16 protein-coding genes are annotated in these 21,572 nt (G+C 69.2%); 8 read left to right on the plus strand and 8 right to left on the minus strand.

What is annotated here, in order from left to right; genetic code table 11:
• Both glgX and MOM01_RS14925 read right to left on the minus strand, forming a co-directional pair.
• A complete protein-coding gene (gene glgX, locus MOM01_RS14920) occupies positions 1 to 2,259 on the minus strand; it encodes a glycogen debranching protein GlgX (RefSeq protein ID WP_241386201.1) in 2,259 nt (752 codons plus the stop codon).
• A gap of 49 nt (positions 2,260 to 2,308) precedes the next feature.
• The gene (locus MOM01_RS14925; protein ID WP_241386202.1) at positions 2,309 to 4,390 is read right to left on the minus strand and encodes an acyltransferase family protein; all 2,082 of its coding nucleotides are present in this window, start codon (positions 4,388 to 4,390) and stop codon (positions 2,309 to 2,311) included.
• A 150-nt stretch (positions 4,391 to 4,540) separates the two neighbouring features.
• Between MOM01_RS14925 and MOM01_RS14930 the strand changes: the two genes are divergently transcribed.
• From MOM01_RS14930 to MOM01_RS14960, 7 genes are all read left to right on the plus strand, one after another.
• On the plus strand, positions 4,541 to 5,836 hold the full coding sequence (locus MOM01_RS14930) for an adenosylmethionine--8-amino-7-oxononanoate transaminase (RefSeq protein WP_241386203.1): 1,296 nt from the start codon (positions 4,541 to 4,543) through the stop codon (positions 5,834 to 5,836).
• A gap of 34 nt (positions 5,837 to 5,870) precedes the next feature.
• Complete coding sequence (locus MOM01_RS14935) at positions 5,871 to 7,010, plus strand: 8-amino-7-oxononanoate synthase (protein WP_241386204.1); 1,140 nt, start codon at positions 5,871 to 5,873, stop codon at positions 7,008 to 7,010.
• Positions 7,007 to 7,720, plus strand: coding sequence for a dethiobiotin synthase (gene bioD, locus MOM01_RS14940; protein WP_241386205.1), 714 nt, complete (start codon positions 7,007 to 7,009; stop codon positions 7,718 to 7,720). The genes MOM01_RS14935 and bioD overlap by 4 nt, the downstream gene beginning before the upstream one ends.
• Before the next feature lie 78 nt (positions 7,721 to 7,798).
• Positions 7,799 to 8,086, plus strand: coding sequence for a hypothetical protein (locus MOM01_RS14945; protein WP_241386206.1), 288 nt, complete (start codon positions 7,799 to 7,801; stop codon positions 8,084 to 8,086).
• Positions 8,083 to 8,919 (plus strand): hypothetical protein, encoded by an 837-nt coding sequence (locus MOM01_RS14950; RefSeq protein WP_374112310.1) that lies wholly within the window; start codon positions 8,083 to 8,085, stop codon positions 8,917 to 8,919. The genes MOM01_RS14945 and MOM01_RS14950 overlap by 4 nt, the downstream gene beginning before the upstream one ends.
• Positions 8,920 to 8,971: 52 nt before the next feature.
• Positions 8,972 to 10,888, plus strand: coding sequence for a fumarate reductase/succinate dehydrogenase flavoprotein subunit (locus MOM01_RS14955; protein WP_241386207.1), 1,917 nt, complete (start codon positions 8,972 to 8,974; stop codon positions 10,886 to 10,888).
• A 1-nt stretch (position 10,889) separates the two neighbouring features.
• The gene (locus tag MOM01_RS14960) at positions 10,890 to 11,636 is read left to right on the plus strand and encodes a succinate dehydrogenase/fumarate reductase iron-sulfur subunit (RefSeq protein WP_241386208.1); all 747 of its coding nucleotides are present in this window, start codon (positions 10,890 to 10,892) and stop codon (positions 11,634 to 11,636) included.
• Positions 11,637 to 11,657: 21 nt separating this feature from the next.
• On the opposite strand, the gene MOM01_RS14965 is transcribed toward MOM01_RS14960, so the two are convergent.
• Positions 11,658 to 12,653, minus strand: a complete 996-nt coding sequence (locus tag MOM01_RS14965) for an ABC transporter substrate-binding protein (protein WP_241386209.1) — start codon at positions 12,651 to 12,653, stop codon at positions 11,658 to 11,660.
• Positions 12,654 to 12,769: 116 nt separating this feature from the next.
• Between MOM01_RS14965 and MOM01_RS14970 the strand changes: the two genes are divergently transcribed.
• Complete coding sequence (locus MOM01_RS14970; RefSeq protein WP_241386210.1) at positions 12,770 to 14,356, plus strand: MFS transporter; 1,587 nt, start codon at positions 12,770 to 12,772, stop codon at positions 14,354 to 14,356.
• A gap of 16 nt (positions 14,357 to 14,372) precedes the next feature.
• Here MOM01_RS14970 and MOM01_RS14975 read toward each other — a convergent pair whose 3' ends face one another.
• From MOM01_RS14975 to MOM01_RS14995, 5 genes are read right to left on the minus strand one after another with little or no spacing between them, the layout of a single operon-like run.
• The gene (locus MOM01_RS14975) at positions 14,373 to 15,524 is read right to left on the minus strand and encodes a VWA domain-containing protein (RefSeq protein ID WP_241386211.1); all 1,152 of its coding nucleotides are present in this window, start codon (positions 15,522 to 15,524) and stop codon (positions 14,373 to 14,375) included.
• Positions 15,521 to 17,722: a DUF5682 family protein gene (locus MOM01_RS14980; RefSeq protein ID WP_241386212.1), complete on the minus strand. Its 2,202-nt coding sequence runs from the start codon at positions 17,720 to 17,722 to the stop codon at positions 15,521 to 15,523. The genes MOM01_RS14975 and MOM01_RS14980 overlap by 4 nt, the downstream gene beginning before the upstream one ends.
• The gene (locus tag MOM01_RS14985) at positions 17,719 to 18,837 is read right to left on the minus strand and encodes an ATP-binding protein (RefSeq protein WP_241386364.1); all 1,119 of its coding nucleotides are present in this window, start codon (positions 18,835 to 18,837) and stop codon (positions 17,719 to 17,721) included. The genes MOM01_RS14980 and MOM01_RS14985 overlap by 4 nt, the downstream gene beginning before the upstream one ends.
• Positions 18,838 to 18,860: 23 nt before the next feature.
• Positions 18,861 to 20,273, minus strand: coding sequence for a DUF5691 domain-containing protein (locus MOM01_RS14990; RefSeq protein ID WP_241386213.1), 1,413 nt, complete (start codon positions 20,271 to 20,273; stop codon positions 18,861 to 18,863).
• On the minus strand, positions 20,270 to 21,562 hold the full coding sequence (locus MOM01_RS14995; protein ID WP_241386214.1) for an SWIM zinc finger family protein: 1,293 nt from the start codon (positions 21,560 to 21,562) through the stop codon (positions 20,270 to 20,272). Before MOM01_RS14995 ends, MOM01_RS14990 begins: the two co-directional genes overlap by 4 nt.
• Positions 21,563 to 21,572 lie beyond the last annotated feature (10 nt).

The raw sequence follows: 21,572 nt of genomic DNA on the forward strand, positions 1-21,572 counted from the left end.
TCACCGGGTTCGCCGGAGCACCAGCACGGATCGCGCCTCCACCCGCACCGGTTTACCGGCGACGACCGTCTCCTCGCGCAATCCTTGCGGAATGTCGGTGTCGAGCGCGACCGTCCACTCCTCGGCGTGCGGACCGTCGGGGGTGACGAAATCGAGCGGCTCGTGATGCGCGTTGAAACACATCAGGAACGAGTCGTCGACGACACGCTGCCCACGCTGGTCCGGTTCGGGGATGCTCGATCCGTTGAGGAAGACCGCCAGGGACTTACCGAATCCGCTGTCCCAGTCCTCAGGGGTCATCTCGTCGCCACTCGGCGTTCTCCACGCGATGTCGCGGGACTGGTCGCCGCTGCGGATCGGCCGACCTTCGAAGAACCTCCGCCGCCGGAAGACCGGGTGCTCGGCCCGCAGCGCGATCACGTTGCGCGTGAACGCGAGCAGATCGGCGTTCGTCTCGGCGAGCGACCAGTCCATCCACGACAGCTCGTTGTCCTGGCAGTAGACGTTGTTGTTGCCCTGCTGCGTGCGGCCCAGTTCGTCACCGTGCGCGAGCATCGGCGTGCCTTGCGACAGGATCAGCGTCGCGAGCATGTTCCGCTGCTGGCGGGCGCGCAGTGTCAGGACCTCGGGGTCGTCCGTCGGGCCTTCCACGCCGCAGTTCCACGACCGGTTGTGCGACTCGCCGTCGCGATTGTCCTCACCGTTGGCGTCGTTGTGTTTCTCGTTGTAGGACACCAGGTCCGCGAGCGTGAAGCCGTCGTGGGCCGTGACGAAGTTGATCGACGCGCCCGGCCTGCGACCGGTGTCCTCGTAGAGATCGGACGAGCCGGTCAGTCGCGAGGCGAACTCGCCAAGAGTCGACGGTTCGCCACGCCAGTAGTCGCGGACCGTGTCGCGGTACTTGCCGTTCCACTCGGTCCACTGCGCGGGGAAGTTACCGACCTGGTACCCGCCTTCGCCGACATCCCACGGCTCGGCGATGAGCTTGACCTGCGAGACCACCGGGTCCTGCTGGACGAGATCGAAGAAGGCCGACAAGCGGTCGACGTCGTGCAGTTCGCGCGCCAGGGTCGAGGCGAGGTCGAAGCGGAACCCGTCGACGTGCATCTCGGTGACCCAGTACCGGAGCGAATCCATGATCAGCTGCAGGGTGTGCGGGTGACGGGCGTTGAGGCTGTTGCCCGTTCCCGTGTAGTCCATGTAGTAGGCCTTGTCGTCGTCGACGAGCCGGTAGTAGGCGGCGTTGTCGATGCCGCGGAAACTGATGGTGGGACCGAGATGGTTGCCCTCGGCGGTGTGGTTGTAGACCACATCGAGGATGACCTCGATACCCGCTTCGTGGAACGCGCGCACCATCGCCTTGAACTCGGCGACCACCGCACTCGGCTTGTTCGACGACGAATAGTCCGCGTGCGGCGCGAAGAAGCCGAAGGTGTTGTACCCCCAGTAGTTCCGCAGCCCTTGATCGATCAGCACCTGGTCGTGCATGAACTGGTGCACGGGCATCAGTTCGATCGCCGTGACGCCGAGATCGAGTAGGTGGTCGATGATCGCCGGATGGGCGAGCCCGGCGTAGGTTCCCCGCATGTGCTCGGGGACGTCCGGATGCGTCGCCGTCATGCCCTTGACGTGGGCCTCGTAGATGACCGTCTCGTTGTAGGGCCGCCGGGGATGGCGATCCATCGCCCAGTCGAAATAGGGATTGATCACCACGGTGGTCATGGTGTGTCCGAGCGAATCCAGCGCCGGCAGATCGGCGGCGGATCCGGAAGCCTGGCCGGTCGCGATCCTCTCGGGCTCGTCGCCGTCGGGTGCCGTATCGGCCGGCTCGGCGTCCTCCGGAGCGTTCTCCGCCTCGGCTTCGCTACCGGGCAAGGGATAGGAGAACAGCGACGGGTCACCGTCGAACGAACCGTCGAACGCCTTGCCGTACGGATCGAGGAGAAGCTTGCTCGGGTCGCAACGGTGGCCGTTCTCCGGATCGAACGGCCCGTGCACGCGGTAGCCGTAACGCTGGCCGGGGGTGACCGTGGGGAGGTAGGCGTGCCAGACGTAGCCGTCGACCTCGTCCAGAGGTATGCGTGTCTCGACACCCTCGCGTGAGATGAGACACAGTTCGACCTTCTCGGCGATCTCGGAGAACAGTGCGAAGTTCGTTCCGGCCCCGTCGTAGGTCGCGCCCAGGGGGTACGGCGATCCCGGCCACACTTCCAGCGTTTCGGGCAGATCCTCGGTGGTGCTCGCTCCGGTGGGCTCCATGACCGCCCACAGTAGCCGTCCGGCGGTACAGGCACTCGGAGAGTGAGCGTCACCACCATCCGGTGGCGGGACCGAGTTGCCTGCCGAGCTCGGGAGTCAGAGTCCGCACGTAGGTCGTGGTGAGATGGTCCTCGTCGCGATAGATGAGGATGTTGCCCTCGACGACACGGCACAGGTCCTGGCGGCAGAAACTGTCCGACAGATCGAGCAGGGACACGGTGGGCAGGTGGGCGGATGCGGCGACAGCCGGATCGACCGGGTCCAGCGCCTCCGCACGCGGCACGCCGCACGACTCCGCGGTACCACCGCCGGCGAGGCAGTCGGCGGCCCGGTAGGCGACCTCCTCGCGGAACAGCCACGGGTTGTCGCGGATCGCGACCACCGGGATCCCGTAGCCGGCGAGCGTCTCCCACAGATCGATGTACCAGAACGGGGTGAAGTCACCGGGACCCTCGCCCTGATCCTTGGTGCGCGTCGACGTGGTGAACACGTAGTCGGGCGGATCGGCCCGCAGTTCCGCGAGGACGGCGGTGGACCAGGTGTCGCACTCGACCGTCGGTGATTCCTCCACGAGCGGTGCGATCGGATCCGACAACGGGCAGCCGACCTTGAGGTAGGTGTCGAGCCGGAAGCCGTGCTCGACGCCGAGGGCGTGGAGAGCGGCGAGCCAGTGCTCCGAATGGGATCCGCCGACGAGCGTCATCCGCCGGGTCGCGAGCGGATCACCGTAGGTGCACGTCAACGGGGTGCGGTTGGTGTGCTGGGCGATGCAGTTGTCGAGGGTGGCAGGAGGAAGATCGAGATGCGCGACCAGCAGCGGCGGCTGCACCGGCTGCGGCTCGGCGGCAACCGCGGGATCGAACGCCGCGGCACCCGGATACAGCTCCGCCGGCAGGCCGGAGGTCCGTGCCAGGGCTTCGGCGGAACGGTCGAGGTGGGTGTGCCAGGTGTTGGCGATACCGGCGAGTGCCACGGCCGCGACGGTCACGAGACCCACGAGGGTGGTCCGGGACGGACGGCGGGGTTCGGTGCGGCGGATGGGCTCTTCGAACCATCGGGTCGATGCCTCGGCCAGAAGCAGGGACACGACGACGACGACGAGTCCGCCCATCACGCCGGCCGAGGGCCGGCCGCTCACGACGAGATAACCGATGAGGATCGGCCAGTGCCACAGGTACAGCGAATAGGCGACCGTGCCCAGCCGCACCACAGGTGCCGACGAGAGCAGTCGTGCCGAGGGGGTGTCGTGCTGTGCGCCACCGGCACCGGCTCCCGCCACGACGAGCGCCATCGCCGCACCGACGGGAACGAGTGCCCACGGGCCGGGGAAAAGAGCATTGCCGTCGAGGACGAAACCGCACGAGAGCAGCACCACGAGCGCGACCGCTCCGAGAACGATGCGCAGTGCGCGCGGTGCCCGCAACCAGGGCAGCAGGCACACCAGCAGGCCGCCGAGGGTCAGTTCCCACGCGCGCGCGGCACTGTCGTAGTACAGCCACGACTGCGGCCGGTCGGCGAGCACCGCATAGGTCAGGGACGCTGCGGTGAGCACGGCCAACAGGATCGTCAGCGGGATACGTACCGGCACCGACATCCGGCGCAGCAGCCAGGCGAAGCCGAACACCACGAGAAGGGCGGCGAGATAGAACTGGCCCTGTACCGCGATCGACCACAGATGTTGCAGTGGGCTGACCATGGGATCCGCGGCGAGATAGTCACTCGCGGTGCGGGCGAGATGCCAGTTCTGTACGAACAGCAGCGACGCGAAGGTCTGATCGGCGATCCGGAACCACTGCGTGGACGGAAGCAGCACGGCCGCCGCGGCCGCGATCGCGGTGAGTACGAGGACCAGCGGGGGAAGCAGGCGTCTGCCGACCCGGCGGAGGACCGGACGTGGATCGAGCGGCGCGGAGGATTCGGCGGTGCGCAGGAGCGATCCGACGAAGAAGAAGCCCGACAGGGCCAGGAAGACGTCGACCCCACCGGAGACGCGGCCGAACCACACGTGGAAGACCACCACCAGCGCGATCGCGAGTCCGCGGAGCCCGTCCAGATCGGCGCGACGCGTGGAGCGGGCGCCCGCTGTCTGCGCGGCACTGCCCAGTTCTCGCCCCGAAGTGTGGACGGACATCGAACGGCTACCCCCGGTGTCGTGCGTCTTCGGCTGTGCTGTGGCGTCCTGTGCGAGGCGCACCGGACGGTTGCCGTGAGTAACGTTCACGGCAACTCGGGCAGACTACGCGGCTGCGGAGGGTGACTGCCAACCGCCTACAGTCTGGGCGTGGGTAACTCTCCTGTCCCGCTCGAGCGGATCCGCACTCTCGACGCCCGGCATCTCTGGCATCCCTACGGGGCGTTTCCGGCGACCACCGAAAGCCTGGTGGTCGACCGCGCGCACGGCACCCGGATCGTCCTCGCCGACGGCCGCGAGCTGATCGACGGCATGAGCTCGTGGTGGTCTGCGGTGCACGGCTACCGGCATCCTGTCCTCGATGCCGCCGTCCGCGATCAGCTCGACCGGATGAGCCATGTGATGTTCGGCGGTCTGACGCACGAGCCGGCGGCGCGACTCGCCGAGCTGCTCGTGGACATCTCCCCGGAGGGGCTGGACACGGTCTTCCTCGCCGACTCGGGCTCGGTGTCGGTCGAGGTCGCCGTCAAGATGGCCGTGCAGTACCAGCGCGCGGTGGGCAGGCCCGGCCGTCGTCGGCTGCTCACCTGGCGCGGCGGGTATCACGGCGACACCTTCGCGCCGATGAGTGTGTGCGACCCGGAGGGGGGCATGCATGCTCTGTGGACGGACATGCTCGCGCGGCAGGTCTTCGCTCCCGCCCCACCGGCGCACTTCGATCCCGGTTATGTCACCCGGTTCGAGGCGATGGTGGCCGAGCACGCCGACGAGCTCGCCGCGATCATCGTCGAGCCGGTGGTCCAGGGCGCCGGGGGGATGCGTTTCCACGACCCCCGCTATCTGCTCGAGTTGCGCAGGATGTGTGACGAACACGGCCTGGTGCTGATCTTCGACGAGATCGCGACGGGTTTCGGGCGTACCGGCGAGCTCTTCGCCGCCGATCACGTGCGGGTGGCCCCGGACGTGATGTGCGTGGGCAAAGCGCTGACCGGCGGTTACCTGACTCTCGCCGCGACGTTGTGCACGCGCACGATCGCGGAGGCGATCAGTGCGGGTGAGGGGGGCGGTGTGATGCACGGCCCGACCTTCATGGGGAACCCGCTCGCGTGTGCCGTCGCGGTGGCGGCGGTCGAACTGCTGCTCTCCCGCGACTGGCGTGCCGAGGTCGCCGCACTGGGTGCCGGGCTGAGTGAGGGACTCGCGCCGGCGACCGAACTGCCGGGCGTCGTCGACGTGCGGGTGCTCGGCGGTATCGGGGTGATCGAACTCGCCGGACCGGTGGACATGCGTGCGGCGACCGACGCGGCGGTGTCGGCCGGAGTGTGGCTGCGCCCCTTCCGCAACCTGATCTATGCCATGCCTCCCTACGTGAGTACCGGCGCCGATGTCGCTGCGATCGCGGCGGGGATGACGGCGGCCGCCCAGGCGGGGGCGGTCCCGGAGTAGCGACTTGAACGGTGTTCAAGTATGGTCTCGGCTCATGACCGCACATCCCGGCCTCGCGTGGCTCGACGACACTGCCGCGGCGCGGCGCGCGGCCGGCCTGCGCCGGGAACCCGTGATCCGGACGTCCGGGCGCACACTCGTCGATCTCGCGTCCAACGACTATCTCGGCCTGACCCGTCATCCCGAGGTGCTGGCGGGGGCGACGGCGGCACTGCGGCGGTGGGGCGCCGGCGCCACCGGCTCGCGCCTGGTCACCGGTACCACCACCGAGCACGAGCTCCTCGAACGCGAACTGGCCGAGTTCGTGGGCGCCGACAGTGGACTGATCTTCTCGAGCGGGTACGCCGCGAATCTCGGTGCGGTCGCCGCGCTGGGCGGCAAGGACGCGCTGATCGTCTCGGACGCGGGCTCCCACGCCTCGCTCGTCGACGCGTGCCGGCTCTCGCGCTCGCGCATCGTGGTCGCCCCGCACAACGATGTCGACGCCGTCGCCCACGCCCTGGCCACGCGATCCGAACCGCGGGCGCTGTTCGTCACCGATTCCGTGTTCAGTACCGACGGGGATCTCGCCCCGCTGCGCGAGCTGCATCGCGTCTGCCGGACGCACGGGGCATTCCTCCTCGTCGACGAAGCCCACGGGGTGGGGGTCCGGGGTGCAGGCGGTCGCGGCCTGGTCCACGAAGTGGGTCTCGCCGGTGAACCGGACGTGATCGTCACCGCAACCCTGTCGAAATCCCTTGCCGCCCAAGGCGGCGCGGTGCTGGCCGATCGGAGTGTGCGGGAGCATCTCGTGGACACCGCGCGCACCTTCATCTTCGACACGGGCCTCGCGCCGGCGGCCGTCGGTGCCGCGCGCGGAGCCCTGGCGGTGCTGCGCGCCGAACCCGCCCGTGCGACGGCCGTTCTCGAGCAGGCCGCGCACCTCGCGCGGCTGACAGGCGTCGACGCCCCGCCGTCCGCCGTGGTCTCGGTGATCCTCGGTGACCCGCACGTCGCGGTCGAGGCGGCCCGGCAGTGCCGTGACCGCGGAGTGCACGTCGGCTGCTTCCGGCCCCCCTCCGTCCCGGCCGGCACCTCACGGTTGCGGCTGACCGCACGGGCGAACCTCACCCAGGGTGAACGCGCGCTCGTCGACGAGGTGCTCACCGACGTCCTCGCACACGTCCGGTCATGAGCGTCCTCGTCGTCACCGGAACGTCCACCGACGTCGGGAAGACCGTCGCGACCGCCGCGCTCGCCGCGCACGCTCTGGCGGCGGGCCGCCGTGTCGCGGTGTGCAAACCGGCGCAGACAGGCGTCGCCGACGACGCGCCGGGAGATCTCCACGAGATCCGCCGACTCGTGGGAGACGCCGTCCGCACGGTCGAACTCGCGCGGTATCCCGATCCGCTCGCCCCCGACACCGCGGCCCGGCGCAGCGGGCGCCGCCTGCTCGACCTCGACGAGGTCGTCGCCGTGATCCGCCGCCTGGACGCCGAGCACGATCTCACCCTGGTGGAAGGGGCGGGTGGTCTGCTCGTCCGCCTCGGTGCGAACGGTTTCACCCTCGCGGATGTGGCCGCCGCACTCGGTGCACCGGCGGTGATCGTCGCGGCGGCAGGCCTCGGAACCCTCAACCACACGGCACTGACCGCGGCTGCACTCCGCTCGGCAGGTGTCGTGTGCGCGGGCGTCGTCATCGGATCCTGGCCTGCTGCGCCGGATCTCGCGGCGCGGTGCAATCTCGACGACCTCCCGGACGTGGCCGGTGCACCGATTCTCGGAGCGATACCGGCCGGTAGCGGCGCCGTCGGGGCCGCCGAGTTCGCTCACGGCGCTGCCCGGTGGCTGTCCTCCTCGCTCACCACGAAACGGCCTGCGACGGGGGTTTCGGCTGTAGTGTGATTGGTGCCACACTGCAACTGGCCTGTCCCCATCGTGTCGGCCGGCGCGACATGCCGACCGCTCGGCCCGGAGGTACGGATGTCCACCACCGAATTGCAGGAACTTCAGCGCACCGTCACTCGCCTGCGCCAGTGCGTCGGATCCCTCCGCTCGCGGTACGGCGACGCCGCCGCCGTCCGGAGGCTGACGAACGATCTCGATCGTCTCGACATCGACGTACACGACTTCGCGGAATGCCCGCCGAGCGAGGTCCCCGGCCGGTGCGGTGAGCGCATCCCGATTCCCGACACGCCCTACGACGAATCGTTGTTCCGGGGAACGGATACGGACGACGAAGGTCTCGGCGGACTGCGCGGATCGCGGTGAGCACCTCCGAGTCGACGTCGCCGGCACACAGTGCACCCGTCGCCGGTGCCCGTCCCGCGCCCCGGGCGAGCATCGCGGCGCGCACGCTGCGCACCGATCGCTGGTGGCAGACACCCGCCCTCACCGTTCTCGGTCTCGGCGTGTTCGTGGTGTACGCGACGATCCGTTCTTTCGTGCGCAATGCCTATTACGTCGACGACTATCACTATCTGTCGCCGTTCTACTCACCGTGCGTGAGCGCGTCCTGCGTCGAAGGGGCGCGTCACTTCGGGACATGGGTCGGTCAACTCCCGATGTGGATTCCGCTGGCCTTCCTGTCCTTGCCGTTCCTCCTCGGATTCCGCCTGACCTGCTATTACTACCGCAAGGCCTACTATCGCTCGTTCTGGCTGTCGCCGCCCGCGTGTGCGGTCGCCGAACCGCACGCGCGCTACACCGGCGAGACCCGGCTGCCGCTGATCCTGCAGAACTCGCACCGCTACTTCTTCTACGCCGGTTTCGTGGTGTCGGTGATCAACACCTACGACGTGATCCTGGCCTTCCGCGGTCCGGGCGGTTTCGGCATCGGACTCGGCAACCTGATCCTGCTGATCAACGTGATCCTGCTCTGGGGGTACACACTGTCGTGCCACTCCTGTCGTCACGTCACCGGTGGCAGGCTCAAGCACTTCTCGAAACATCCCGTGCGGTACAGGATCTGGACGCTCGTCTCGAAGATCAACGCCCGACACATGCAGTTCGCGTGGATCACACTGGGCACCCTGATCGTCACGGATTTCTACATCATGCTCGTGGCGAGCGGGACCATCTCGGATCTGCGGTTCGTCGGCTGACGGATCCGCGGCGGCGAACCGGAAGGGCAGGACACCGGAACAGGGGGAACGGATGGTGGATGTCGAGCGGCACAAGGTCGACGTCGTGGTCATCGGGGCAGGCGGCGCAGGTCTGCGTGCGGTCATCGAGGCGCGGCAACGGGGTTTCTCCGTCGCCGTGGTGTGCAAGTCGCTGTTCGGCAAGGCCCACACCGTCATGGCGGAAGGCGGTTGCGCTGCCGCGATGGGCAACGCGAATCCGCGCGACTCCTGGCAGGTGCACTTCCAGGACACGATGCGCGGCGGCAAATTCCTCAACAACTGGCGGATGGCCGAACTGCACGCACGGGAAGCCCCGGACCGGGTGTGGGAGCTCGAAACCTACGGCGCGCTGTTCGACCGGACCCCCGACGGGAGGATCAGTCAGCGCAATTTCGGCGGGCACACCTATCCGCGACTCGCCCACGTCGGCGATCGCACCGGACTCGAACTCATCCGCACGATGCAGCAGAAGATCGTGTCGCTGCAGCAGGAGGACTACGCCGAGCACGGAGACTACGAGGCGCGGGTGCGCGTCTTCGCCGAATGCACGATCACCGAGCTGCTGAAGGACGAGCAGGGCCGCATCGCCGGGGCGTTCGGATACTGGCGGGAGACCGGACGATTCGTGTTGTTCGAGGCGCCGGCGGTCGTCATCGCGACCGGTGGTATCGGCAAGTCGTGGAAGGTGACGTCGAACTCGTGGGAGTACACGGGAGACGGTCACGCTCTCGCGCTGCGCGCCGGTGCCGCTCTGATCAACATGGAATTCGTCCAGTTCCACCCGACCGGGATGATCTGGCCCCCGAGCGTGAAGGGCATTCTCGTCACCGAGGGGGTGCGCGGCGACGGTGGGGTGCTGAAGAACTCCGAGGGTGAACGGTTCATGTTCTCCTACGTCCCGCCGGTGTTCAAAGGCCAGTACGCCGAGACCGAAGAGGAGGCGGACCGCTGGTACGAGGACCAGGAGAACAATCGCCGCACTCCCGACCTGCTGCCACGTGACGAGGTCGCACGCGCCATCAACTCCGAGGTCAAGGAAGGTCGCGGCACCCCGCACGGCGGTGTGTACCTCGACATCGCGTCACGTATGCCGGCCGCCGAGATCCTGCGCCGCCTGCCGTCCATGCAGCACCAGTTCAAGGAACTCGCCGACGTCGACATCACCGCCGAGGCGATGGAGGTCGGCCCGACCTGCCATTACGTCATGGGTGGTATCGAAGTCGATCCCGACACCGGTGCGGCCTCGGTGCCGGGGCTGTTCGCCGCCGGAGAGTGCTCCGGTGGGATGCACGGATCGAACCGGCTCGGTGGGAACTCGCTGTCGGACCTGCTGGTCTTCGGCCGCCGCGCCGGCCTCGGCGCAGCCGACTACGTGCAGGGCCTCGCGACGCGCCCGTCGGTCGCCGACTCCGACGTCGACGCCGCGGCACGCGCTGCACTCGCGCCCTTCGAACCCGCCGACGCCGAGCGCGCCGAGAACCCGTACGGCCTGCACACCGATCTCCAGCAGGTCATGCAGGACCTCGTGGGCATCATCCGTCGCGCGGACGAGGTCCAGCGCGCGCTCGACGAACTCGAGGTGCTGCGCGGCCGGATCCGCAACGTCGCGGTGGAAGGGCACCGGCAGTTCAACCCCGGCTGGCATCTCGCGCTGGACCTGCGGAACATGCTGCTGGTGTGCGAATGCGTCGCCCGGGCAGCTCTGCAGCGCACCGAAAGCAGGGGAGGACACACCCGCGACGACTACCCGTCGATGGATCCGGAATGGCGCCGCACCCTGCTCACGTGCCGTCTCGCCGGTGGCGACCGCTTCGTTCCGGATGTGTCGGTCACCGCCGAGCGGCAGGAGCCGATGCGCCCCGACCTGCTGGAACTGTTCGACGTCGACGAGCTCGGCAAGTACTACACCGACGAGGAACTCGCGGGCCATCCCGGACGGAGGGGTTGAGATGGGATATCAGGCGTCGTTCAGGATCTGGCGGGGCGACGCCGGGGGAGGCGAACTCCGCGACTACACCGTCGAGGTCAACGAAGGGGAAGTCGTCCTCGACATCCTGCATCGCCTGCAGGCCACGCAGGCACCGGACCTCGCCGTGCGATGGAACTGCAAGGCGGGCAAGTGCGGATCCTGCTCGGCGGAGGTCGACGGTCGTCCACGCCTGACCTGCATGACCCGTATGTCGCTGTTCGACCCGGACGCGACCGTCACCGTCACCCCCATGCGAACCTTCCCGATCATCCGCGACCTCGTCACCGATGTCTCGTTCAACTACCGGAAGGCCCGTGAGGTCCCGGCATTCGCACCTCCGCCGGATCTCGCCCCGGGGGAGTACCGGATGCAGCAGATCGACGTGCAGCGTTCCCAGGAGTTCCGCAAGTGCATCGAGTGCTTCCTGTGCCAGAACGTCTGCCATGTGGTGCGCGACCACGAGGAGAACAAGCCTGCGTTCGCCGGCCCCCGCTTCTTCATCCGGCTCGCAGAACTCGAGATGCATCCGCTCGACGTCGCCGATCGCCGGGACGCCGCGCAGGACGAGGACGGTCTCGGTCTGTGCAACATCACCAAGTGCTGTACCGAGGTGTGCCCCGAGAACATCCACATCACCGACAACGCGATCATCCCGATGAAGGAACGCGTCGCCGGTCGCCGCTACGACCCGCTCGTCTGGCTCGGCAACAAACTCTTCCGGCGCTGAGGCAGGGAAGTCCCGCCGGGGTCAGTTCACCCGCTCGGCGACGAGCGGAACGAGCTCGTCGAGTGCGAACGGAACAGAGAGCGCCGAGTTGGTCGAGAAGGCCGCGGAGATGTCGGAGTCGCTGTCGAGAACGAGGAAGCGTCCGTCCCGGACCGCCGGAATCTGCTGGAACACCGCGTTGTTCGTCACCTCGTCGGCCGCCACATAGATCGGGAGCACGATCAGCAGATCCGCGTCGAGCAGGTTCAGGTTCTCGTCGGAGACCGGGATGAAGAAGTTGTCCGACGCGGCGGACTGCACCTGCGGATTGTTCACGAATCCGAGCTCGGTCATGAAGTCGACACGGGAATCTCCGGCGACGTAGGCGCCCCAGCCCTCGGAGGTGTAGGCGGCTACGGTGACGGTCTTGCCCGCGAAGGCGGGGTTGTCCGCGACGGCCTGCGCGAATTCCGCGTCGATCTGCGACAGCACTTCGGCACCCTTGTCCGGAACACCGAGAGCGGCCGCCACGGCGGTCACCTGATCGTCGAGCGAGGTGAGGTAGGCATCGCTGCCCTCGGGGCCGCTCACCGTGGTCGCGATCTTCGACAACGCCTCGTACCGGCTGAGCTCGCCGGAACTCTTGGTATCGAGGATCAGATCGGGCGCTTGTGCCGCCAGCATCTCGTAGGACGGTTCGATCGTGCCGATCAGTTCCGGCGACGAGGCATAGAGCCCTTCCGCCCACGGGCCGACGCCGTCGCCGCCGAACGCGAGCCAATCGCTGGCCGCCACCGGCTGCACACCGAGGGCCAGTGCGGTTTCGGCGTCCCCCCAGCCCAGTGCCGCCACCCGCTCGGGTGCGGTGTCGACGGTGACCTCCCCGAACTTCGTGGCGACGGTGGCGGGGAAGGCGCCCCCGGCCGGTGCCGAAGCGGTTTCGGTCTCGGCGTCGTTCGATCCGCACGCGGTCAATGCGATCGCGGTGGCCGCGAGCAGCACGGTGGATCGGAGCAATGTGGCAGGTCGACGTGTCATGGGGGCCTCGCGTCTGTCGGAAGGTAGGTGAGGCGATCCTAACCGGGCGGGAGGATCGAGCGGGAATCCCGTCCGAAACCCCGCAGGGCATCGGGAGAGAGCGCACCATATGCTCCGTGACCACTGTCGACGAGGTCCGGCCCACCCGCGCGCCGCTGGTGCTGGCCTCGCTGATTCTCGTCGCCGCGGTGGCGAACCTGAACCTTGCCGTCGCGAACGTGGCGCTGCCCGATATCGGGAAGGCCTTCGACGCGAGCCAGACCGAACTGAACCTCGTCGCGGTCGGCTACTCCGTCGGCCTCGCCGCTTCGGTGCTGTATCTCGGCGCCGTCGGCGACCGCTACGGGCGCAAGAGGATGCTGCTGCTCGGCATGGCGTTGTCCGTCCCGGCATCGGCGATCGCGGGGTTCGCGCCGAACGCGGAGGTACTGTTCGCGGCGCGGGTGCTCGGGGGCATATCCGCGGGCCTGGCGTTCCCCACCACGCTGGCACTGATCACCGCGTTGTGGTCGGGCGCGGGACGGACCCGCGCGATCGCGCTGTGGTCGTCGATCGGCGGCGGATTGACCGCGCTCGGCCCGCTCGTCGCCGGCGCTCTGCTCGAGAGCTTCTTCTGGGGATCGGTCTTCCTCGTGACGATCCCATTGGCACTGCTCGCCTTCGGACTGACCCGGGTGTTCGTGCCGAGTCATGTCAACGAGTCGACCGAGCCGGTCGATCATCTCGGCGGGATCGTCTCGGTGGTTCTCGTCGGTTCGCTCGTCCTCGGAATCAACTTCGTGCCCGTCGACGGGATGCTCACCGTCGCGGTGTCCGCTCTGGTGATCGCGCTCGCCGCGACGATCGTGTTCGTGATGCGCCAGAAGCGGGCGCGCAACCCCCTGTTCGACCTGCACGTCGCCCGGCGTCGCATCTTCTGGGTCGCTGCGGTCGCGGGCATCATCGTCTTCGGCGCTTTGATGGGCACGATGTACATCAGCCAGCAGTACCTGCAGAACGTGCTCGGCTATTCGACCCTCGCGGCCGGTTCGGCGGCGCTACCCGCAGCGCTGGTGATGGTGCTGGTGGCGCCCCGCTCGGCGAAGCTCGTCGAGTCGCGCGGCTCCCGCTTCACGCTCCTGTCGGGGTACACGGCGATCGTGGCGGGGCTGGTCGCCGCGCTGACGCTGTGGGACGAGGACGCCCACTACTGGGTGATCGCCCTGGGATTCATGTGCCTGGGTGCCGGGGTGGGGCTGGCCGGCACACCCGCCTCGCACTCGCTGACCGGTTCGGTCCCGGTCGCCCGAGCCGGAATGGCCTCCGGCACAGCGGATCTGCAACGCGATCTGGGTGGGGCCATCGTCCAGTCGATCCTCGGGGCGTTGCTCACGGCCGGCTACTCGGCCTCTCTCGCCACCACGATCGCGGCGAATCCTCAGGCCTCGTCCGCCGACGAGCAGACTCGAACCGCGCTGGAGAAATCCTTCGCGGGCGCCGTGGCCGTCGGTGAACAATTCCCGCAGTACGCGCCGCAGATCCTCGCTGCCGCGCGGGCGGCGTTCCTCTCCGGCGACACGCGCGCCTACGCGGCCGCGATCGTCATCGTGGTGGTCGGAGCAGCAGTGATCGCTGTCGGATTCCCCTCACGCGACGCCGAGACCGCACTGCTCGCCCGGTATGCACAGGAGGACGGGAAACCGGCCGGGAATCCTCCGCGGTGAGAGTCGGCCGAGCCGGTCATACCGACTGCGCCCAGCGACCGACGTCACCACGTTCGAGCGCGACGGCGAGCAACTCCGGAAAACGGTCGGGCGTGCACGCGAAGGCCGGCACCCCCAGCTCGGCCAGAGCAGCCGCGTTGTCGCGGTCGAAGGCCGGCGCCCCGTCGTCGGCCAGGGCGAGCAACACCACGACCTGTACACCGGCGGCGAGCATCTCGCGGACCCGCGAGAGCATCTCGCTGCGGATCCCACCCTCGTACAGATCCGAGATCAACACGAACAACGAATCGGCGGGTCGCGTGATCAGCGACCTGCTGTACGCGATCGCCCGGTTGATGTCGGTGCCTCCGCCGAGCTGGGTGCCGAACAGCACCTCCACGGGATCGGCGAGCATGTCGGTGAGGTCGACGACCGAGGTGTCGAAGACGACCAGAGAGGTCCGAAGCGCCCGCATCGACGCCAGAACCGCGGCGAAGACCGACGCGTACACCACGCTCGACGCCATCGAACCGGACTGGTCCACCGCGAGCACCACATCGCGTTTCACCGCCTGTGAACGCCGCCCGTAACCGACCAGCTTCTCGGGCACCACCGTGCGATGCTCCGGCAGGTAGTGGGCGAGATTCGCGCGGATCGTGCGATCCCAGTCGATGTCGCGCAGTTTCGGGTTCGATGTCCGCGACGATCTGTTCAGCGCACCCGTGACCGCCGCGCGGGTGTGCTGCGCGATACGTTCCTCGACCTCCCGGACGACCTTCTCCACGACCGTGCGAGCCGTCGCCTTGGTGGTCTCCGGCATCACCCGGTTCAGGCTCAGCAGCGTTCCCACGAGATGCACGTCGGGTTCCACCACCTCGAGCAACTCCGGTTCGAGGAGCAATCGGGTCAACCCCAGTCGATCCACCGCGTCGCGCTGCATCACCTGGACGACGGACGTCGGGAAATAGGTCCGGATGTCGCCGAGCCAGCGCGCGACCCGGGGAGCGGATCCACCCAGGCCCGCGGTGCGAGGGCCGCCGCCCGGACCGGCGTCGTATAGGGCGGCCAGCGCGGCGTCCATCGCGCTGTCGTCCGCGGAGGTGAGCGTGCCCGTCGATTCCTCGGCCGCCTCACCCAGAGCGAGCCGCCACCGGCGCAGACGTTCGTGCCCCTCGGGTTGCGGTGTCATACGGTCACTCCCAGGATCGACGCGGTGGCGGTCAGAGCGATGCGGCCACGTCCGGTGGCAGTCGGTGCGCCGGTCTGCCGGGTTCGTTCGCCCCGGACCGTCTGCCCGAGAAGACGCCGCTCGCCGAACGCGAAGGCGCCGAAGGTGCGTCGCAGCACGGGCAGGACGTCGACGAAATCCTCCTCGGTGAGGCCGCTGATCCACTCGTCGACGAGCTCGAACAGGGCGCTGTCGTGGACCAGCAGGAGCCCGCCACCGCCGAGGAAACCGTCGATCCAGCGAGCCTTCGCTGCCGCGGGTGAACCCACCGACAATGCCCGCGCGACCCGCACCGCGGCATCGTGCCCGTCGAGCCGGCCGGCGTCGCGCAGCATCCGCGTGGTGCGGCCGGTGAGCAGGCCGTCCACGTCGTCACGGTCGCTCACCCGGGCCAGACTGTCGAGCCAGCGCGCGGTCGTGATCGGGTCCTCGCGCACGGCAAGGGCGAGATGCACCTCGTCGATCGCAGTGCGCAGCGCATCGGCGGCGTCGTGGTCGAGACCGGTCACCGCTGCCGGAAGACCGGCACAGGTGCGTGCGAGCAGGGCGTCGCAGACGTGTTCGAGGGAGGAGAGGTCGGTGCCACGCACGTCGCCGTAGCGGACCGTGCGGACGAGCGTCGGCAGGGCTCCCATCAGGTGCAGAACATCGTGATCGAGTGCGGCAGCCGCGTCGATCGCCGTCACCAGCGTCGGGACGGTGGCCCGCAGGTCCGCGAGCAGTGCCCGTTCCAGGAGGGCGGTGAGGTCGGCAAGAGTGGCGCCGGGCCGGGCCGCCCGTTCTGCCAGCCTGGCGGCCGCGGCGGATTCCACGGTCGTGCCCCATCGCGACGCCACGACGATCGCCACCGACGATTCGGGTTCCCATTTCAGCGTCCACGTCTCGCGGAAGGTGCCGGTCGAGCGCACCTCGCTCTCCGCGGGTGTGCCCCAGTCGATGTCGAGCAAGGCCAGCCGGTGCAGCAGTCGCGACCGCGCGAGGTCGATGTCCCTGCGCAGGTCCAGGTCGAGATTCTTCGCTTCGGCGGACCGCTTGAGCCGTAACGACTTCGACTGCTTCTGCAGGTCGGTGTCGAGCGGGACGGTCGGGGTGTCGTCGGAGACGGAACCGAGTGCCTCGCCCACCACGAGCCGGCGTGTGACGAGATCGAGCAGGACGTCGTCGCCGTCGCACAGCGCCGCGCGGGTCGCCTCGACGACCTCGTCGAGTCCGGCGACCGCGCGACCGCGCAGGGCCGCGAGCGTGTCGGCCAGCCGCGTCGCCTCGATGACATGGGCACTCGAGACCGGCAGATCCTCCTCGCGCAGAACGCGTGCCACGCGCGTGAACCAGCGCGCGGTCGTGTCGCCGGGCCGGGTGAACAGATGGTGGTACCAACCCGGCGAGGTGATACCGGCGCCGTAGCCGGAGGACAGGGACAGCCTCGAGTGACTCCACGGCACCCAGGTGAGAGCAGTCTTCACCTTGGGCATGCCCTTGAGCAGGCGCGCGTCGGGAGCGGCGGGCCCGAGTCGGCCCGTCAGCGCAGGCGCGTGCATGGCTCCGCACACGACGGCGATCGCGCGGGCACCGGCCTTGACGGTCGCGCGCAGCACCTGCCGCATGTGCGCCTCGCGACGAGCGGTGTGCTCGTCGATCTCGATGTCCTCGCGCAATGCCCGCATCGCGTCGGTGATCTCGTCGAAGGCCTGCGCGGTGCCGTGCTCGACCACGGCATCCCACCACTGCTCGAAGTCGGTGTGTCCGGCAGCTCGGGCGAGCGCGCCGAGCAGGTCGTCGGTGGCGCGGTCGCCGGTCTCCCGGTCGGCCGCGAGCGACATCGCCGCCGGCAGGTCGCAGAAGCGCACGTCCGCGTCGTGCAGATGGGCCCACCGCAGGGCCTGCCATTCCGGGGAGAAGGCCGCGAACGGCCAGAAGGCCGCCCGCGCCGGCTCGTCGCGTGCGTAGGCCAACAGTGCGACGGGGGGCACCATGTCGTCGCCGGCCGCGAGGGCGAGAACCGGATCGGCGTCGGACGGTCCTTCGATGAGCACGGTGTCCGGTTCGAACTCCGTGAGTGCCTGCAGAACCGCACGTGCCGAACCCGGCCCGTGGTGCCGGATCCCGAAGACCCGGATCTCGGCGGGAGTATCCGTGCGGCCGAAGAGAGCGTCGGTCACCCGGTGATCTCCCGGCACGCCCGGTAGAAGTCGGACCAGTCGCCTCGTTCACGCACGACGGCTTCGAGATATTCGTTCCACACCACGCGGTCGGACACCGGGTCCTTCACCACCGATCCCAGGATGCCCGCAGCCACATCGGATGAACGCAGCACACCGTCGCCGAAGTGCGCCGACAGGGCCAGCCCGCCCGTGACGACCGAGATCGCCTCGGCGGTGGACAACGTTCCCGAGGGCGACTTGAGCTTGGTCCGGCCGTCGGTGGTCACGCCGCTGCGCAGCTCACGGAAGACGGTGACGACGCGGCGGATCTCCTCGGCTGCCGCCGGCACCGCGGGCAGTTCGAGTGCGGCGCCGAGCTGTTCGACACGGCGGGTCACGATCGCGACCTCGTCCTCCTCGTCGGCCGGAAGCGGCAGCACTACGGTGTTGAACCGCCGGCGCAGCGCCGAGGACAGATCGTTGACTCCGCGGTCGCGGTCGTTCGCGGTGGCGATCACATTGAAACCCTTCGCCGCCTGCACCTCGATGCCGAGTTCGGGGACCGGGAGGGTCTTCTCGGACAGGATGGTGATCAACGCGTCCTGCACGTCGGCGGGGATACGGGTGAGTTCCTCGATCCGGGCGACGGCGCCCTCGTGCATCGCCTTCATGACCGGAGAGGCGACCAGGGCGTCGGGACTCGGTCCCTCCGCAAGCAGGCGCGCATAGTTCCAGCCGTAGCGCACGGCGTCCTCGCTCGTCCCCGCCGTCCCTTGCACGAGCCGGGTGGACGAACCGCTGATCGCGGCGGCGAGATGCTCGGAGACCCACGTCTTCGCAGTGCCGGGAACGCCGAGCAGGAGCAGAGCGCGATCGGTCGCCAGCGTGGCGACGGCCACCTCCATCAGTCGACGCGGTCCCACATACTTCGGGGTGATCACCGTGCCGTCCGACAGGTCGCCGCCGAGCAGATAGGTCACCACGGCCCACGGCGACAGCCGCCACGACGGTGGGCGGGGCCGGTCGTCGAGTCGGGCGAGCGCGGCGAGCTCGTGCGCGTACTGCTGCTCGGCGTGCGGGCGCAGCAGGGCGGTGCCGGATTCGGTGGGCCCGGATGCGGTGGGCCCGGACACGGCGGGGGACGACTCGGCGTCGGTCAACTCAGCTCCTCGTGGATCGTCTTGCGGAGAGTCAGGATGTCGGCTGCGCTTGCGAACAGGTGCAGGCGCCCGAGATCGTCGGTGCGGTTCGCGGCGTCGGCGAGCAGATCGGCGAGATCGAAGGGCGCCCGGTGCGCGAGCAGAGCCAGGACATCGCGGACGACGGGGGTCGTCGTCAGTGTCGTGTACAGCGCGGTGAGCACCTTCTCGGCGACGTCGTGCGGCCACGGCGCCGGGAGAGCGGCGAGCAGACCGCCGTCGAGCATCCTGGCGGCGGGTGCCTGTCGAAGATGCGTCAGCAGGACCTCGCGGGGCAGCACCCGTGCGACCGAGACGTCGACGGCGCTGGTGCAGCGCAGCAACGCCGCAGCCCATTCGCCGTCGTGCTGCCGGGCGGTCGCCACGCCCCAGGCTTCCGTCAGAGCCGCCCGCAACCGCTCGTCGATGTCGAGTTCGAGGGGTGCGCTGCCGCCTCCCGGACGGGGCCACAGCGACAGCGGCGCCGCGGAGACCGCCGCAGCGACCAGATCTTCCGCCCGGTGAGCCCGAGCGTCGCCGAGACCGTCGCGCAAGGCGTCCGGATCCAGGCGATCCGGTACCTCGACGGTGAGGCTGGACCCGTCGATGCGCACCCACTGCTGCGCACGCACCCCCATGCGATACGCGAACCCCGAGGCGGGCAGACGGGGGAGAAGGTCGAGTGCCACGGCACGGACCTTGCTGCTGCGGTCGTCGAGAGCGTGCTCGAGCAGTTCTTCGTCGTACGGGCCGAGACCGACCTCGAGCAGTGCCAGCAACTCGGCGCGCCGGCCCGCGGTGTGCGAACTCCACGAGGCCGCGAGCATCGCCGTGGCGGCCGCCGGATCGTGCGCCCGCGACGCCTCGAACCATCGGCGGCGGCGAGCGGGCGGACCGTCGTGCCAGGCTGTCTCGTCGTTCGGATCCGGAGGCAGCAGATCCACCCACTCCGGGTTGCGTGAGGCCACCCAGCGTCCCCGCGTCCCGGTCAGGGCGACGAGCCGGTCGCGGTGTACCGCGTCGGTGGCCGCCACGGCCAGCAGGTCGACCACGATGTCGTGCGACGCCCGGAATCGCGCGGCCACCTCGAACCACTCGTCGAGCAGGGGGGAGCGCACCGCGAGCAGTGCACGCAGACGTTCGGCCGCAGCGCCCGGAAGGACGGGACGGTCGTCGTCCGGAGCGGGTGCGGGCAGGTCGCGGACGACGGGCACGGTCGCCGCGGTGAGGAAGGCCGATTCCAGGGCCACAGCCGCGAGCAGGGCCGAAGCGTGGTCGCCGGCGAGATCGGCGGCGGCCTCGGCGGTGTGCAGCGAGGCGAAATCCGGCGTCGATCGCGCAGTTCCGAGAAGTGCTGCTGTGGTGAGCGATTCGGGGACTGTTCCGGTCACCAGGTCCTCACGCATCCTTCGGTGAACAGTGACACCGGGGTGAGCGACACCCCGTCCCAGTCGCCGCAGACGGTGACCGGATGCCCGCCTGCGACGGCATGCAGCCGCCATCGGCCGTCGTCGTCGCCGGTGATGGGCACGGCGCGTCCGGACCGGTCGACGACGAACCAGCCGTCGTCGGTGTCGACGGGCACGACGGAGCCGAGCAGAACCGGCCATGCGCGCAGCCACGGATCTGCTCCCCGCATGCGCGCGTACTCGTCCAGTGCGGTGTCCAGATCGGTCGCCGGGAGTGTCGTGAACGGCTCCGGATCCGAGTGCCGGCGACCCGGCACCGCACGTAGAGGGGCGGACGCGGGGTAGAAGTGCAGGTCTGCGTCGATCGACGAACCCGGGGCAGGCATCGAGGTGGTGAACCGTGCCGTGCCGTGCGCGAAGTCGAGGAGAAGTGCCCACCGGCCGGTAGCACGTCCTCGCAACCAGATCCTGCGGGTGAACATGCGGCTCTCCTCGGTGATGCGCGTCGCGAGGACCTGCCAGCGGTCGCGCACCGCGGGTTCGGCGCGCACCTCCTCGACGCGGACACCGAACCCGAGGTGAGTACGGAGCGACCGCACGAGCGGACCGGGCAGTTCGTTGCGCTGCCGGTACGCGACGACCATCAGATGCAGACGTGCATATTCGGTGAGCAGGCGGGCGGGCCAGTCCTCGTCGCGCTCGACCACCGACGCCAGCGTGCGCAGGCTCGAGGCCACGCCGGGCGCCTGGGCGTCCACCATGCGGGCGGCGATCTCCTCGTAGGTGTCGTAACCGTGATCGACCGAACCGAGACCGTGCCGGATGCGGTCGGTGAGCCACCGGTCGAGGTCCTCGAGTCCTGCCGCGACCCGTTCGGCGCGGCGCTGGGCGGCCGCCGGATCGGGCACCTTCACCGGTTCGTCGGCCGGCGGGTCCGGGATCGTGGCGGCAGCGGCCCGGGCCGAGAGCCATTCGACGACGAAGGCGGGCGGATCACCCGCGGCCAGCGCGCCTTCGGACCACCGCACGAGCAGCGACAAGGCGTGCTTGCAGGGCACCTTCCGGCTCGGGCACGAGCAGAGGAAGGCGGGCGCGTTCGGATCGATCGCGGTGCGGTAGGGCGTCGTGCCGCGTCCGCGGCACAGTCCCCACAGCACCGCACCGTCGTGGCCGGTCTCGGCCCACGCCGCAGCCACGCCGCGCGCCGCCGTCATCGAGGACGGATCGGGCGCGACGGCGTTGATCTGCTGGAGGGTCCAGGGCGTGGTCACGAGCGTCGAA

Source organism: Rhodococcus sp. CH91 (assembly GCF_022554085.1).
GTDB lineage: Bacteria > Actinomycetota > Actinomycetes > Mycobacteriales > Mycobacteriaceae > Rhodococcus.